Origin of the sequence: Roseateles sp. (genome assembly GCF_019237615.1) — a bacterium.
Taxonomy (GTDB): domain Bacteria; phylum Pseudomonadota; class Gammaproteobacteria; order Burkholderiales; family Burkholderiaceae_C; genus Pelomonas.
This window is the reverse complement of record NZ_JAFAGT010000096.1, coordinates 23,510-38,488: the sequence shown is the minus strand read 5'-3', so window position 1 is coordinate 38,488 and position 14,979 is coordinate 23,510. Positions and strand designations below refer to the sequence as shown.

14 protein-coding genes are annotated in these 14,979 nt (G+C 71.9%); 3 read left to right on the top strand and 11 right to left on the bottom strand.

Features of this window, described 5'->3' with window-relative positions:
* Positions 1-43: 43 nt before the first annotated feature.
* Positions 44-754, bottom strand: coding sequence for a PEP-CTERM sorting domain-containing protein (locus JOY88_RS20485; RefSeq protein WP_293504500.1), 711 nt, complete (start codon positions 752-754; stop codon positions 44-46).
* A gap of 311 nt (positions 755-1,065) precedes the next feature.
* The gene (locus tag JOY88_RS20480; protein ID WP_293504499.1) at positions 1,066-1,989 is read right to left on the bottom strand and encodes a class I SAM-dependent methyltransferase; all 924 of its coding nucleotides are present in this window, start codon (positions 1,987-1,989) and stop codon (positions 1,066-1,068) included.
* 34 nt (positions 1,990-2,023) lie between these two features.
* Here JOY88_RS20480 and JOY88_RS20475 point away from each other — a divergent pair, with 34 nt between their 5' ends.
* Positions 2,024-2,935 (top strand): glutaminase, encoded by a 912-nt coding sequence (locus JOY88_RS20475; RefSeq protein WP_293504498.1) that lies wholly within the window; start codon positions 2,024-2,026, stop codon positions 2,933-2,935.
* Here JOY88_RS20475 and JOY88_RS20470 read toward each other — a convergent pair.
* From JOY88_RS20470 to JOY88_RS20450, 5 genes are all read right to left on the bottom strand, one after another.
* Positions 2,932-3,537: a redoxin domain-containing protein gene (locus tag JOY88_RS20470; RefSeq protein ID WP_293504497.1), complete on the bottom strand. Its 606-nt coding sequence runs from the start codon at positions 3,535-3,537 to the stop codon at positions 2,932-2,934. The two genes, JOY88_RS20475 and JOY88_RS20470, sit on opposite strands and share 4 nt — an antisense overlap.
* Positions 3,534-5,609: a protein-disulfide reductase DsbD family protein gene (locus JOY88_RS20465; protein WP_293504496.1), complete on the bottom strand. Its 2,076-nt coding sequence runs from the start codon at positions 5,607-5,609 to the stop codon at positions 3,534-3,536. The genes JOY88_RS20470 and JOY88_RS20465 overlap by 4 nt, the downstream gene beginning before the upstream one ends.
* 9 nt (positions 5,610-5,618) lie before the next feature.
* Entirely contained in the window at positions 5,619-6,170 is a 552-nt protein-coding gene (locus JOY88_RS20460; protein WP_293504495.1) for a tRNA-uridine aminocarboxypropyltransferase, read from the bottom strand.
* 4 nt (positions 6,171-6,174) lie between these two features.
* Complete coding sequence (locus JOY88_RS20455) at positions 6,175-6,756, bottom strand: hypothetical protein (protein WP_293504494.1); 582 nt, start codon at positions 6,754-6,756, stop codon at positions 6,175-6,177.
* Positions 6,757-7,016: 260 nt separating this feature from the next.
* Positions 7,017-7,199 carry a hypothetical protein gene (locus tag JOY88_RS20450; protein ID WP_293504493.1) on the bottom strand — a complete coding sequence of 61 codons (183 nt, stop codon included), beginning with the start codon at positions 7,197-7,199 and terminating at the stop codon, positions 7,017-7,019.
* Between the two features lie 158 nt (positions 7,200-7,357).
* On the opposite strand from JOY88_RS20450, the gene JOY88_RS20445 reads away from it, so the two are divergent.
* Entirely contained in the window at positions 7,358-8,740 is a 1,383-nt protein-coding gene (locus JOY88_RS20445) for a leucyl aminopeptidase family protein (RefSeq protein ID WP_293504492.1), read from the top strand.
* Here the strand turns inward: JOY88_RS20445 and JOY88_RS20440 are convergent.
* Both JOY88_RS20440 and JOY88_RS20435 read right to left on the bottom strand, forming a co-directional pair.
* Positions 8,725-9,618, bottom strand: coding sequence for a ProQ/FINO family protein (locus tag JOY88_RS20440; RefSeq protein WP_293504491.1), 894 nt, complete (start codon positions 9,616-9,618; stop codon positions 8,725-8,727). The two genes, JOY88_RS20445 and JOY88_RS20440, sit on opposite strands and share 16 nt — an antisense overlap.
* Positions 9,619-9,693: 75 nt before the next feature.
* Positions 9,694-10,371, bottom strand: a complete 678-nt coding sequence (locus JOY88_RS20435) for a DUF4197 domain-containing protein (protein ID WP_293504490.1) — start codon at positions 10,369-10,371, stop codon at positions 9,694-9,696.
* A 168-nt stretch (positions 10,372-10,539) separates the two neighbouring features.
* On the opposite strand from JOY88_RS20435, the gene JOY88_RS20430 reads away from it, so the two are divergent.
* Positions 10,540-13,248: a bifunctional acetate--CoA ligase family protein/GNAT family N-acetyltransferase gene (locus JOY88_RS20430; protein WP_293504489.1), complete on the top strand. Its 2,709-nt coding sequence runs from the start codon at positions 10,540-10,542 to the stop codon at positions 13,246-13,248.
* On the opposite strand, the gene JOY88_RS20425 is transcribed toward JOY88_RS20430, so the two are convergent.
* The gene (locus JOY88_RS20425; RefSeq protein WP_293504488.1) at positions 13,234-14,175 is read right to left on the bottom strand and encodes a nucleoside hydrolase; all 942 of its coding nucleotides are present in this window, start codon (positions 14,173-14,175) and stop codon (positions 13,234-13,236) included. The genes JOY88_RS20430 and JOY88_RS20425 overlap by 15 nt on opposite strands.
* Positions 14,172-14,945, bottom strand: coding sequence for a fumarylacetoacetate hydrolase (locus JOY88_RS20420; protein WP_293504487.1), 774 nt, complete (start codon positions 14,943-14,945; stop codon positions 14,172-14,174). Before JOY88_RS20420 ends, JOY88_RS20425 begins: the two co-directional genes overlap by 4 nt.
* Positions 14,946-14,979 lie beyond the last annotated feature (34 nt).

The window sequence follows — 14,979 nt, the reverse complement described above, 5'->3', positions numbered from 1 at the left end:
AAAGTGGTGCTGTTGTAGGTTTGGAACCGGCGGGCGGCGCGGATCAGTCCGCGCGGCGACGGCGGGCCATCAGGCCGACGGCGGCCAGGCCGGCGAGCATCAGCGCGTAGGTGTGCGGCTCGGGAATGGGCGCCGTCTCGGGGATGGCGGTGCCGCTGAACAGCACGTTGTCGTAGCGGATGGTGCCGCTGGTGCCATAGGTGTTGCCGGACGTCGGCAGGTAGGCGCCGGTGCCCGGCGCGAAGGTCGCCAGGATGCGGATACCGAAGTTCTCGTTGTCGTTGGCTTCGAGGATGCTGCTGAAATTGAAGCTCAGGCCGTCAACAAAGGTCGCGGCCTTGTTCGAGGGCATCTGGAAGGTGGTGGCGCTGAGCCAGGTGCTGCCGTCAACTGTGTACTGCAGCGCCGTCCAGGCCGAGGCAGTGCTGCTGTTACGCTGGGTGAAGCTCAGCACCAGGTCGGTGTAGCCCGAGGTGTTCACCATGAACTGCACGCCACGCGTCAGATCGCCTGTACTCTGGGCGGCATAGGTTGTGGTGTTGAGGGCGCTGCCCTTACCCGCGTCGCCGGCCGACGTAAACGTGACGCCGCCCACCATGGTCAGCTTGCCGCCGTTGGCAGTCTCGCCCTTGGGCTCCTCCTTACAGTTGCTGCTACAGCTGAAAGTATTGAAGTCCCACAGCGCGATGGTGTCGGCATGGGTGTGGAAGCTGGCGACGGCCAGTACGGCAAGGGCGATCGAGCGGAGTTGCATGATGGAATGTGTCGGTTGAGTTCGAGGAGGGCCCGGCGCCAAGAGACTTCCCGACGCGCGCCGCGAGAGTAGTGAGACTTTTTTACGACTTAGTAAAGCTTGACGTTCTAGTCGGATATTGCTGCGCTCCGCGGCGCGGTCGCGGAGCGCGAATCGCCGATGCCTATTGAGGAGAACGCCTGTTTCGGCGTTGGCAAGGGGGCTCCACCTCCCCCACATTTGAGGGGAATGGAGCGCGTTGCCCCGTTGCAACGGCGACACACCCGGGCGCTGGCCGCGTTCAGCCAGGCCGGGCCGGGCGGCGGTTCATTTCAACGCGCCGGATCGGGCCGTCGGTAGGCCAGCACCTTCAGCGCGCGCTCCGGCGCCAGGTCCGTGAACGCGAGCGGGTTGGGCAGCCGCGCTATGAACTCCAGCTCCGGCGCATGCTCCGCCAGCACGTCGCGCAAGAAGTCCGGGCCCAGCTCCGGGGCATTCAGGCACAGCAGCGCCCAGCCACCCGGCGCCAGCAGCGCCGGCAGCCGCCTGGCCAGCCGCGCATAGTCCTTGGTCGCGACGAAGCTGCCCTTCTGGAAGCTGGGCGGGTCGCAGACGACCAGGTCGTAGGGGCCGCCGCGCGTCAGCTTGCCCCAGGAGCTGAAGATGTCATGGGCCAGGAACTTCGCGCCCGCCTTCACGCCGTTCAGCTCGTGGTTGGTGCGTCCGGTGGCGAGCGCGCCCGAGGCCATGTCCACGTTGACCACCTCGGCCGCGCCGCCCTGCAGCGCTACCACCGAGAAGGCGCAGGTGTAGGCGAACAGGTTGAGCACCTTGGCGCCCGGCCTCACCTGCTCGCGCACCCAGCGCCGGCCCTCGGCCATGTCGAGGAAGAGGCCATGGTTCTGGCCGCGCAGCAGGTGCACGAGATAGCGCGTGCCGGCCTCGGTGACGACATGGGGCTGTGGCACCTCGCCGGCCATCAGCCGGGTCTGGGCCCCCTCGCCACGGCATTGGTAGACCCAGTTCAGCGGCTCGCCCGCGGGGGCGATGTCACGCCAGCGCGCCGCCAGTGCCGCGTCCACCGTGGCCAGCGCGTCGTCGGCCAGCGGCTGGAAGCTGGTGAGCAGCAGGACCGGCGGGTAGGCCTCCAGCGCCAGGTGTTCGCAACCGGGGAAGCGTCCGCCGCGACCGTGGAAGAGGCGCTGGGCATCGGCGGGATGGGCCATCGCGGCGATGGAGTCGAGCAGGGCTTGCATGGGACGCGATTGTCCCGGCGCCAGAATCGCCGCCATGAACTTCCAGACCATCCTCGACGAGATCAACGCGGAGCTGCGCCCGTTGCTGGGCCAGGGCGGCAAGGTGGCCAGCTACATACCGGCGCTGGCGCGGGTGTCGCCGCTGCAGTTCGGCATCGCGCTGCGCGGCTGCGCGGGGGAGACGGCGGCGGCCGGCGACAGCGCGACGCCGTTCTCCATCCAGAGCATGTCCAAGGTGTTCTCGCTGACGCTGGCGATACGCGCGCTGGGCGAGAAGCTCTGGGAGCGCATCGGCCGCGAGCCCTCGGGCAGTCCGTTCAACTCGCTGGTGCAGCTGGAGACGGAGCGCGGCATCCCGCGCAACCCCTTCATCAATGCCGGCGCCATCGCGGTGGCGGACCGGCTGGTGTCGCTGGGTGACGCCAAGGCCGAGCTGCTGGCGCTGCTGGGCCGGCTGTGCGGCGAGCCGGTCACCATCGATGCCGAGGTCGCTCGGTCCGAGGCGGACACGGGATTCCGCAACACGGCGCTGGCCAACTTCATGAAGGGCTTCGGCACACTGGACAACGACGTGGCCACGGTACTGGACGTCTACTTCAACCAGTGCGCCATCGCGATGACCTGCGAGCAGGTGGCCTGCGCCGCCGGCTACCTGTGCCGCGACGGCCGCCACCCGCTGGCCGGCATTCCCCTGCTCAGCGCGGCGCAGACGCGGCGCGTCAACGCGCTGATGCTGACCTGCGGCACCTACGACGCGGCCGGCGAGTTCGCCTTCCGCATCGGGCTGCCCTGCAAGAGCGGCGTGGGCGGCGGCATCGTCGCCGTCGTGCCGGAACGGCTCACGCTGTGCGTCTGGTCGCCCGCGCTGGACGGCACCGGCAACTCGCTGCTCGGCCGCCGGGCGCTGGAGCTGTTCGTCGAGAAGACCGGGCTGTCGGTGTTCTAGCTGGCGTACTTGACGCTGCAGCCATAGGGCCGCGTGACCGCCTTCTCGACCTTGCGGTCCGCGGCAACGGCGGCCAGCGCCTCGGTGACATAGGGCTCGGCCTTGGCGATGTCCTCCACCCGGGTGGTGGCGATGCTGTCGATGCCGCCCTTGTAGACCAGCATGCCGTCGGCCTTGATGACGTACATGTGCGGCGTGGTCTGCGCGCCGTAGAGCTTGCCGAGCTCGCCCTTGGGGTCCAGCAGCGTGGCGGTGGGCGCAGCGCCGCGGTCGGCGTTGAGCTTCAGGGCACCGGCGCCGTCGACATAGCCCTGCTGGCCCGGCGCCGAGGAGATGACCTGCAGCCAGACGACGCCCTGCGCGGTGGCCGCCTTCTGCTGGCTCTGCATGTTGCCGCTGCCGTAATGCTTCCTGACGTAGGGGCAGTCGTGGTTGGTCCACTCCAGCACCACGGTCTTGCCCTTGTAGTCGGCCAGGCTGACGGTCTTGCCGTCGGCCGTCGCGGCCGTGAAGGCGGGCGCGGGCGCGTCCACGTTGGCGGTGGCCTGGGCCAGGCCGGGCAGGATCAGGGCGACGAGCAGGCAGCGGCGGAGCAGGGTCATGGCGAACTCCTGGGAGCGGAGGAAACGGCCTCGACGAGGAGGCCGGGGGTGAGGATCTGCGGCAGCACCCGGGCCTCGGCGGCGCCCGGCGCGTAGTAGAGGTAGAGCGGCACGCCCGAGCGGCCATGGGCCTTGAGGACGGCGGTGATCTTGGGGTCCTCGCGGGTCCAGTCGCCCTTCAGGTAGACGACGCCGGCCTTGGCGAAGGCCTCGCCCACCTCGGGCCGCGACAGCGCCACGCGCTCGTTGACGAGGCAGGAGATGCACCAGGCGGCGGTCAGGTTGACGAAGACCGGCTTGTTCTGCCCACGCAGTTCCGCCACGCGCTCGGCGCTGTAGGCCTCGTGGGCCGACGCGCTGGTGCCGGGCGCGGCGTCGGCCGGCTTGATCCAGGCCGACATGCCCAGCGCCAGCACCACGCCAGCCAGGGCCGCGACCGTACCGACGGCGCTCGCGCCGCTGGCATGACGCCACCACAGGCCGAAGGCCATCAGCACCAGGCCCGCCAGCGCCAGCGCGACGCCGTCCGGCCCGGCCTGCTGGGCCAGCACCCACAGCAGCCAGACGACGGCGGCATACATCGGGAAGGCGAGGAACTGCTTGAAGCGGTCCATCCACGCGCCCGGCCGGGGCAGCCAGCGCTGCGCCGCCGGCCAGAAGGCCAGCACCAGGAAGGGCAGCGCCAGGCCCAGGCCCAGCGCCAGGAACACCGCCAGCAGGACCACCGCCGGCTGCGACAGCGCGAACGCCAGCGCCGCTCCCATGAAGGGCGCCGTGCAGGGCGTGGCGACCACCGCCGCCAGCACGCCGGTGAAGAAGCTGCCCGCCAGACCCTGGCGCGCGGCCAGACCCGAGCCGATGCCGGTGAAGCTGCCGCCGATCTCGAACAGGCCTGACAGGTTCAGGCCGACGAGGAAGAGCAAGTAGGCGACGACCAGCACGAACACCGGCGAATGGAACTGGAAGCCCCAGCCCACCTGCTGGCCGCCCGCGCGCAGCGCGATCAGCACAGCCGCCAGCACCAGGAAGCTGGCCAGCACGCCGGCCGTGTAGGCCAGCCCCTCGGCCTTGTGGTTGCCCTCGCGCACCAGCGCCAGCGCCTTGATGGACAGCACCGGGAAGACGCAGGGCATCAGGTTCAGGATCAGGCCGCCCAGCAGGGCCAGGGCCAGGGCCGGCAGCAGGCCGATGTCGCTCGCCGGCGCGGGCGTGGCGGCATCGGCGGCGGGTGCCGCCAGGTCGGCGGGGCCGGGGCCCTTGCCGGCGCCCTCCGGCATGGCCGCCGAGACCGTCCAGGCCTGCTCGCCCGCGGCGGTCGTCAGCGCGATGACGCCGGACAGCGGCTTGCCCGCCGCCAGGGGTTCGTCGCCGGCCGGCAGGTCCAGCGCCCAGCCACCGCCCTCGGCCCGCAGCGGCTGCGGCGCACTGTGGGCGACGGCGCCCCAGGTGTCGGCGAAGAAATAGGCCTTGGTGACGCCCGCGGTCGGCCCGCTGAGCCGCATGCCCTGGGGCGCGGCCTTGAGCTGCACGGCGAAGGGCGCGGGCTGCGGGATGGCGCGGCGCCATTCCTCGATCTGGGCCGCGTCGGCACCGGACTGGGCCTGCGCCGCCACGGGCAGGTCCAGTCCCAGGCTCACCTGCTCGGGGATGCAGACATCCTTGCAGACCAGCCAGCGCACCTCGGCCGTCGGCTGGAAGCGGCTGCCGGGCCTGGCGTCGGCCGGCACGGTCAGTTCCACCAGCAGGGCCGGCCGGCCCTCGTAGCCGTAGTTGACGATGGGGCCTATGGCCTGGATGGACGGCGTGGGCCACTGGATGGGGCCGGCCTCGGCGCCCGCCCAGTCGATGCTGGTGGCCTGGCCGGAGTCGCCCGGATTGAGCCAGTAGGTGTGCCAGTGCGCCTTGATGTTCTGCTCCAGCGCCACCGTGAAGCGCTGGCCCGGCGCCACCGCGGCCTGGCTGGAGACGAGGCGGGCCTGCACATGTTCGGTCGCGGCCTCGGGGGGCGCGGCCAGGGCCAGCAGGGGGGCGGCCAGCAAGGCCAGGAAAGCGGATCGCAGGGACAAAGACATCCCGAAATCCTAGGCCATGCCGATTTCCCTTCTGTAAAGGCCGGCCTGGACGAAGCCGTCGAAGGCCGCCCACAGGGGCTCGAAACGCGCCGCCTCCCCCTCCAGCACAGCCAGCGCATGCAGGCCGGCCTCACAAGTCGACAGCTGGCCGGGCCGGTGGGCGCGGCGGATGGCGTAGCGCGACGGCAGCTCCGGCAGGCCCAGCCGCGGCAACGCGGCCAGCCAGGGGTTGGCGGCCAGCAGGCGGCGGCTCTGGCGCCAGCTGCCGTCGAGCAGGATCAGGCGCGCGATCCCGGCTGGCGCTCCGGTGCCGCCGGCCTCGCCGGGGTAGAGCAGCGCCGTGCCGGGGCCGGCCAGGGCGGCGTCGAACACCTCGCCGCGCAGCAGGCGCGCGCGGCGCAGGCCCAGCGTCAGGAAGGCCGTCGTGTTCTTCGCATGGCCGGCCTCGGCCGGGTGCTGCAGGATCAGCAGTTCGGTGCGATGGGCCAGCGGCGCCGGCAGCGTGGCGCACAGGCAGGTGGCTGCGGGGCGCTCGCAGCGCGGGCAGACCGCGCGCGGCACGGCATCAACGCGCCGCGGGTGGCGCCATGGTCTGGGGCTCGCTGGTCGTCGACGGCGCGCTGTCGGGGTCGGCGTTCTGCACGGAATCCTCGTAGGGCCGGCTGCGCGAACGGGTGCTGGGCAGGCGCAGCTGGCGCCTCTTGGCCAGGCGGCCGGCCAGCCAGACACCGGCGACGACGCCGAAGATGTTCAGCGCGCCGAACAGCGGCGCCGCGCCGGACGATAGCAGCATGTTCTGCAGCGGCGCGGAATAGGCACGCGGCTTCAGCGCGAAGCTGAAGGCGCCGAAGATCAACCAGCCCGCCCAGGCCGAGCCCACGCCGGACATCATCCAGGCGACATAGGGCTTGTGGCGGCGGCGCTGGGGACGCAGCGTCAGATAGGCCCAGATCGCGGCGACGATGAACAGCACCACGGCGATGGCGACCGCCTCGCCCAGCATGACCGGCAGGCTGTTGCGGCCACCCAGCTGCACATAGACCTGGCGCGGCAGGCCGGTGTTGGCGTACTTCATGGCGGCACCGGCGCAGGCGCAGTAGAGCAGGACGCCGGAAACGAGGGCGATGGAGCGACGGGCGGCTTTCATGGGGGCGCATTCTGAGCGCTGTCGGCCCTCCGGACCCGGCAGGATTTCCCGACAACGCCGAAACGAAACCCGTGATTCGGGGGGCGTGGCGGGGAGTTCGGCCGCCCCATGCCCTGCGGCCTGCATGCCGGGCGGCCTTCGTCGGGCGTCGCCCGGCGCGCAGGCAGCGGGCCAGGACGAGCCTCAAGCCATCGGGCTCGCAGGCCGGCTGGCCTTCGTCAGGCGTTGCAAAGTCCGCAGGGACTCTGCTGGGCCCTCACTCAGCGCTTGCGGTCCAGGCGCATCGCGCGGGCCAGGCCGCGGCGCTCGCCGCTGTAGAAGCCGGTGTCGAAGGCTTCGTGCTTGCGGCCCTTGTCGACGGATTCCTCGGCGCTCCAGGCCAGGCCCGCCTCGGGCGCGGGCAGGCGGCGGGGCTGGGCTTCGGTACGGGGCTGGATCTTCATGATGGCGATCTTGTCTGGCCTTGTCGGGCCGTCTCGCGCCGATTGCGGCGCAATTGGCAGGCACAACGCGTGCCCGGCTGCGGCGGTTGACAGGCCGCATACCTTTCTTTGCACTCTTCTGTGCCGACAATGCCCGCTTTGGAATCCAGGACCCCGCGATGACCGTCCAGCTGAAGAAAACCCTCCCGGCCAAGGCCACCCCCATCACCGTCGTCGACCGCGCCGCCTTCCAGGCCCTGGCCGCCGAGCTGCCGCAGGCCACCCGCGCCTGGCTGGCCACGGTCGGTTTCGTCGGCGCCGCCGACAGCTACGCGCTGCTGCCCGGCGCCGACGGCCGGCTGGCCCAGGTCTTTGCCGGCGTGGCCCACGCGGCGCACCCGTTCGCGCTCAGCCACCTCCCGCTGGCGCTGCCCGAAGGCGTCTACAAGCTCGACGACGCCGGCCTGGCCCTGCAGCCGGAGGCCGCGGCCATGTCATGGGAGCTGGGCGGCTACCGCTTCGACCTCTACAAGCCAGCCCAGCGGGCGCCGGCGACGCTGGCGCTCAAGCCCGGCCCCGACGCGGAGCGCGGCATCGCGCTGGCGACGGCCATCGCCGCCACGCGCGACCTCGTCAACACGCCGGCCGAGCACATGGGCCCGGCCGAGCTGGCCGGCGCCGCCAAGGCGCTGGCCAAGCAGTACGGCGCAACTTTCTCCGAGATCGTTGGCGACGCGCTGCTGAAGAAGAACTTCCCCAGCATCCACGCGGTCGGCCGCGCGAGCATGCGCTCACCTCGCCTGATCGAACTGAACTGGGGCAACCCCAAGCATCCCAAGCTGGCCCTGGTCGGCAAGGGCGTCTGCTTCGACACCGGCGGGCTGAACATCAAGTCCGGCGAGGGCATGCGCCAGATGAAGAAGGACATGGGCGGTGCGGCCAACGCGCTGGGCCTGGCCGGCCTCATCATGGCCTTCAAGCTGCCGGTGCGGCTGCAGCTGCTGATCCCGGCCGTCGAGAATTCGATCTCGGGCAATGCCTACCGGCCGGGCGACATCATCAAGACCCGCAAGGGCCTGCACATCGAGATCGGCAACACCGACGCTGAAGGCCGCGTCGTGCTGAGCGACGCGCTGGCCTACGCCGCCGAAGGCAAGCCGGACCTCGTCATCGACCTGGCCACGCTGACCGGCGCGGCCCGCGTGGCGCTGGGCGCCCAGCTGCCGGCGCTGTTCGCCAAGCACATGGACACGGCGCGCGACCTGGTCGACCTGGGCCTGAAGCTGGACGACCCGATGTGGCACATGCCGCTGTGGGCGCCGTACCACGCCGGCATCGAGAGCACGCTGGGCGACATCGTCAACACCGGCAAGAGCCCGCTGGCCGGCGCCATCAATGCGGCGCTGTTCCTGGAGGACTTCCTGCCCGCCCAGCAGGACTGGCTGCACGTCGACCTGTTCGCCTGGAACGACGCGCCGCGCGCCGGCCGTCCGGTGGGCGGCGAGGCGCAGACCATCCGCACCCTGCTCGCCTACCTGGAACAGCGTTACTCGGGCGCCTGATCCTTGGGCGGCGCAGCCTCCTGGGCCGGCTCGGCCTTGGGGGCCTGCGGCCTGGCCGCCTGATCGCGACGCGGCTGGTCGGGCTTGCGGCCCTGGCGCTGCGGCGGCCGGCCGCCTTCGCGGCGCCCCTCCGGGCGGCCGTCAGGGCGGCCATCACGGCGGCCATCACGGCGGCCACCGCCGCCCGGACGGCGATCATCGCGGCGCGGCGGGCCGTCGCGGCGCGCCTCGCGCGGGGGCGCCGGCGGCGCCTCGGCGCGCTCCTTGCGAGCGATCTCCAGCAGGCCCGGCAGCTCCTCGGGCACCACGCCCTTGAGCACGCAGAAATTGGCCTCGGTCAGCGTCGTGCGCTCGAAGTCCCACAGCAGCTGGGCACGGTTGCGGCGCTGCTGCGCTTCCAGCTGGTGGCGCTCCTGCTCCACCTGCTCGCGCTCCTGCTTCAGGCCGCGGCGGCGGGCCAGCTCTTCCTGGGCCGCCTTGAGGTGCTCTTCGGTGATTTCGCCGGCCGGCTGGCCGTCAAGGTCGAAACGGGTCTTGGCCTGCGTCAGCGCGATCAGATAGCCGGTACCGCCGGTGTGGCGGCGCAGGAAGGCGCTGAGCTGGGCCTTCGTGAACCGGCCCGGCGCGCGCTCCTGGATGTCGGCCTGGATGCGCAGCTTGACGGGCTTGGGCTTGCCGGTGAACAGCGCGGGGAACAAGGCCTTCAGCTCGGCGGTGGCGTCCACGACAGGGGTTGCGGCCACAGCGGCCACAGCGGCCTCAGCGGGCGCAGCCACAGCGGGCTCGACCGCTGGCGCCGCGGGCTGGGCTTCGGGCGCAGGCACGTCGGCGCCAGGAACTGCGGTCGGGTTGACGGGATCGGGAAGATCGGAATTCATCGCAAAGCCGCCGAGGCGGCAGCAAACAGGCAAGGGCCAGGATTGTCGTTCAGCCGCGCGGACCGGCGGCGGGCGTCAGCCCAGGCCGCCAAAGACCTTCTTCAAGATGGCACTGCCGGTACCGACCGGATCCTGGCGGATCTTCTTCTCCTCCTCGCCGATGATGCGGTAGAGGCCGTCCAGCGCCCGCGCGGTGACGTACTGCTGGATGTTGGCCTCGTCGCCGCTGACGAGGCCGAAGCCGCCGGCCTTCTTGGCGACGGCGTTGTACTTGTCCGCCAGCGCGACCTTCTCGGTGGCCCGGGTCACGATGGGCAGGAACTGCTGGCCCAGCGGCTCGCGCGTCTTGCCGGCGAAGAACTGCGTCACCGAGTCGTCGCCGCCCCTGAGGATCTTCAGGCCGTCCTCGACGCTCATGTCCTTCACGGCCTTGACGAGCAGGGGCTTGGCCGCCGGCACGGCGGCCTCGGCGGCACGGTTCATCGCGACGACCAGCTCGTCCAGCCTGGCGCCCTGGCCGGTCGCCTTCAGCAGCCTGGCGGCGTCCTTCAGATAGCCCGGCAGCTGGATCTTGACCAGCGGGTTGCCGAGGAAGCCGTCGGGCCGGCCCAGCAAGGCCACCGCCGCGTTGGCACCACGCTCCAGCGCCGTGCGTATGCCGGCGTTGGCGTCGCCCTCGCTCAGGCTCAGCGCCCAGGCCGGGCGCAGCAGCAACAGGGCGGGGGCGCCGGTGACGATGAGGCGGCGTTGCATGGCGGTACTCCAGTGGGACGGGCGCCCATCTTGCCACCGGCACGCCCGCGCCGTGTCGCCGCGCCCGCGTCATCTCCTGCCGGGGCAGGCGGCGATATGCTCAATCCGCTGGTCCGCGGCGTCGCGGCCCAGGTGAACCCGCCGATCGGGGCCGACTAGAGTCATCGCATGGACCACCATTTCCTGACCCCCCTGTTCATGCCGCGCTCGGTGGTCGTCTTCGCCGGCCCGCCGGACGATCCCGAGCGCCAGACCCGCCAGGCCCGCGTGCTGCGCGCGGCGCTGGCGGCCGCGCCGGGCGCCAGCCCACCGCAGTTCCTGCACGGCGAGACGACGGGCACGCTGGGCGACCTGGCGCGCTCGCGGGCCGACCTGGCCCTCATCGCACTGCCCGCCGACGAGGTCGCCGGCGCGCTGGAGATGGCCGGCCGCATCGCCTGCCGCTCGGCGCTGATCGTCAGCGACGGCATCGAGCCCGGCCAGGCCGCACAGCTCAAGCGCATCGCGCGCCGCGAGGGCCTGCACCTGCTGGGCCCCAACTGCCTGGGCTTCCAGCGCCCGCACCTGAACCTGAACGCCAGCGCCGCCGGCCCGCTGGCGGCCGAGGGGTCGCTGGCGCTGGTGTCGCAGTCCGGCGCGCTGACCTCGGCCATGCTGGACTGGGCGCGGCAGAACCAGGTCGGCTTCAGCCAGGTCGTGTCGCTGGGCCCCAACGCGGCCGTGGACCTGGCCCAGGTGCTGGACTTCCTGGCCGCCGACGCGCGCACGCAGAGCATCGTCGTCTACCTGGAGGGCATCTCCAGCGCGCGGCGCTTCATGAGCGCGCTGCGCTCGGCGGCGCATGCCAAGCCGGTGGTGGTGCTGAAGGCCGGCCGGCGCAGCGCCGGCAACGAGGCCGCGCTGACGCACAGCCGCGCCATCGTCGGCAGCGATGACGTCTTCGACGCCGCGCTGCGCCGCGCCGGCGCGGTGCGCGTGCGCAGCTTCGTCGAGCTGTTCTCGGCCGCCAAATGCCTGGCGGCGCGCTACCGGCCCGTGGGCAAGCGGCTGGCCATCATCACCAACGGCGGCGGCCCCGGCGTGCTGGCTGCGGACTGGGTCGGCGAGATCGGCCTGCAGCTGGGCAGGCTTTCACCCGACGTGGCCCGCGCGCTGCAGCCCCGGCTGCCCGCCCTGGCCTCGCTGGCCGACCTGATCGACCTGTCGGCCGCGGCCACGCCCGCGCATTTCCGCGCCGCCGTCGAAGCCGCCGCGCAGGACCCGGCCGTGGACGGGCTGCTGGTCATCTACGCGCCGCAGATCGGCTCTGACGCCACCGAGACGGCCCGCGCGGTCGCTGCCGCCAAGGCCGCCACGGCCAAGCCGTTGCTGGGCTGCTGGATGGGCGACGCCTCGGTGCTGGAGGCTCGCCGCGTGCTCAACGAGGCGGCCATCGCCAACTTCCGCACGCCCGAGGCCGCCGTCGGCGCCTTCGGCAACATCGCGTCGTTCTATGCCAACCAGCAGTTGCTGCTGCAGACGCCGCCGCCCATGTCCAGCCTGGCCCAGCCGGACGTCGAGGCCGCGCGGCTGCTCATCGAAAGCGTGCTGGCCGAACGTCGCCGCACGCTGACCGAGATGGAGAGCAAGGCCTTGCTGGCGGCCTTCCACATCCCGGTCACGCAGACCGTGCTGGCACGCAGCGCCAACGAGGCCATGATGCTGGCGACCCAGCTCGGCTTCCCCGTCGCGCTGAAGATCGACTCGCCCGACATCGTCCACAAGAGCGACGTGCAGGGCGTGGCGCTGAACATCCAGAGCGGCGCCGCCGCGCGCGACACCTACAACGAGATGGTGGCGCGCGTGCAGCGGCTGCAGCCGCAGGCGCGCATCAACGGCGTCACGGTGCAGAAGATGGCGCGGGCGCACAGGGGCCGGGGCGGCCACGAGGTCTGCGTGGGCCTGGTGACGGACGAGGCCTTCGGCCCCACCATCGTCTTCGGCGCCGGCGGCACCATGATCGAGCTGATCGCCGACCGCGCGATGGAGCTGCCGCCGCTGAACCAGTTCCTGGCGCGCCGCCTGGTCGAGCGCGCCCGCGTCGCCGAGACGCTGGCCGAGGGCCGGGCCGGGAGCGCGCCGGCCGACCTGGAGGCGCTGGAGCGCGTGCTGCTGCGCGTCAGCGAGATGGTGTGCGAGTTCCCGCAACTGCGCGAGATGGACATCAACCCGCTGATCGTCGACGAACATGGCGCGGTCGCGGTGGACGCGCGCGTCGTGCTGCAGCCGGGACCCCAGGCCGGCAGCCCGCGCGCCTTCGACTATGCGCACCTGGCCATCCTCCCCTACCCCGCGCGCTTCGAGCAAGTCTGGCCGCTGGCCGGCGGCGGCGAGGTCACCGTGCGACCGGTGCGGCCCGACGACGCGCAGATGCTGCAGGAGCTGGTGCGCGGGCTCAAGCCCGAGAGTCGCTACTTCCGCTTCGCCAGCGCGATCAAGGAACTGCCGCCGGGGCTGCTGGCGCGGCTGACGCTGATCGACTATGACCGCGAGATGGCGCTGGTGGCCGTCTACCGCGAGCGCGCGGCGCGCGACGATGGCGGCTTCGACGAGCGCGAGCGCATCGTCGGCGTGTCGCGCATCATCACCAACCCCGACCAGACCAGCTGCGAGTTCAGCCTGCTGGTGGCCGACGACTTCGGCGGCAAGGGCCTGGGCTCGCGGCTGATGGAGGGCATCACCGACGCCGCCCGCGAGAAGGGCCTGGCCGACATCGAGGGCCTGGTGCTGAGCAACAACGCCGACATGCTCAAGCTGATGCGCGGCCTGGGCTTCACGGCCAAGCCCTATCCGGAGGATCCGGACTTCAGGCTCGTGACGCGCTCACTGCAGGGTTGACAGCCGTTCGGTCAGCAGCGCGAAGAAGCCGTCCGCGTCGACATGGCGCAGCACCTGCGCGTTGGCCGGCAGGCCGGTGACGCCCCACCAGTCGATGACGGTCATGCCGCGCGTCAGCTCGCTCTGCGTCTCGATGCGCACGTTGCAGACGCGGCCGCGGAACAGCTCGGGCTTCAGCAGGAAGGCGATGACGCATGGGTCGTGCAGCGGCCCGCCGTCCTGGCCGTACTTCTCCTCGTCGTAGCGCTCGAAGAACTCCATCCAGGCCGCGACGACGGCGCCGGCCCGGTTGGGCAGCGCGCGTATCGCCGCGATGCGCGCGGCCGTCGTCAGCACCTCGTGCGTGACATCCAGCGGCGCCATCGTGATGGGTACGCCGCTGGCGAACACCTCGTGCGCCGCCCGGGGGTCGACGTAGATGTTGAACTCGGCCGCCGGCGTCACGTTGCCGCCCTCGAAGAAGCCGCCGCCCATCAGCACGATGCGGCGGATGCGCGGCGCGATGTCCGGGGCCTTGCGCAGGGCCAGCGCGATGTTGGTCAACGGCCCCAGCGGGCACAGCGTCACCGTGCCGGCCTCGCGCTCGCGCAGCGTCTGGATGATGAAGTCCACCGCATGGCGGGGGTCCACCGCCAGCGTGGGCTCGGGCAGCTCGACGCCGTTCAGGCCGGTGTCGCCGTGCACATGCTCGGCGGTGACCAGCGGCACGTCCAGCGGCCGGTCGGCGCCGGCGCAGACGGGCACGTCGCGGCGACTCGCCAGCTCCATGACCTTGCGGGCGTTCAGCGTCGTCAGCGCCAGCGGCACGTTGCCGGCGACGGTGGTCACGCCCAGCAGCTCCAGCTCGGGCGAGGCGGCCGCCAGCAGCAACGCGATGGCGTCGTCCTGGCCGGGATCGGTGTCGATGATGATGGGCAGGGGCTTCATGGCGTGACGGGGGCGATGTCGAGGTCGATGGCGCCGAACAGGCTGGCGCCCTCGGCGGTCTTGAGGTCCAGGTGCAGGCTGTCGCCGGGCGCCAGGGTCAGCTCCAGAGGGCCGAGCGCGGCGCCGGCCAGCTGGCCCGCGCGCAGCGACCGCAGCCGGGCCAGGCGGGCCAGTGCCTCACCCGGCGCGGCGGCCACGTCGCGCGGCTCCAGCTTGCTGCCGTTGTGCAAGGCCACCAGACGGGCCTGCAGACGGCCGCCGCTCCAGGCGCCGCCGAGTTCGTCTGGCGTGACGGCCAGCGGCGCACATTGCGTGGCGACCAGCTCGCCGGCCATGCGCCAGTCCACGGCCAGCGTCAGCAGGCGCAGCGCATCCAGCGCCGCGGCCGGGTCGCTGGCGGCGGCCAGGTCCCCCGCGATGGCAGCCAGCACGGGCTGACCCTGGGCCGGCGCGCGCAAGGGCTGGTGCGGCGCCGAGAAGCTGCCGGCCTCGCGGACGATGTCGCCGTCCGCGTCGACGACGGCCCAGCCAAAGGCGCGCGGCAGCGGCGCCAGGCATTTCTCGGGCTCGAAGGCGAAGGCGTGGCGCAGCTTGCCGTGGTTGAGCTGCACGGCCAGGTCTTCGAGCTGGGGGGCGATGAAGCCCCAGTCGTCGAGCAGCTGCTGCAGCCGCGTGGCGATGCCGGTGGCGTAATGGGCCTGGGTCAGGTCGCGCGACACGACGACGAGGTGGCCGTCGCGCGAACCGTCGGCGTAGCTGGCGAGTTTCATGGGCGGTAGTCCGGGGTGATGGCAGCATTGTGCG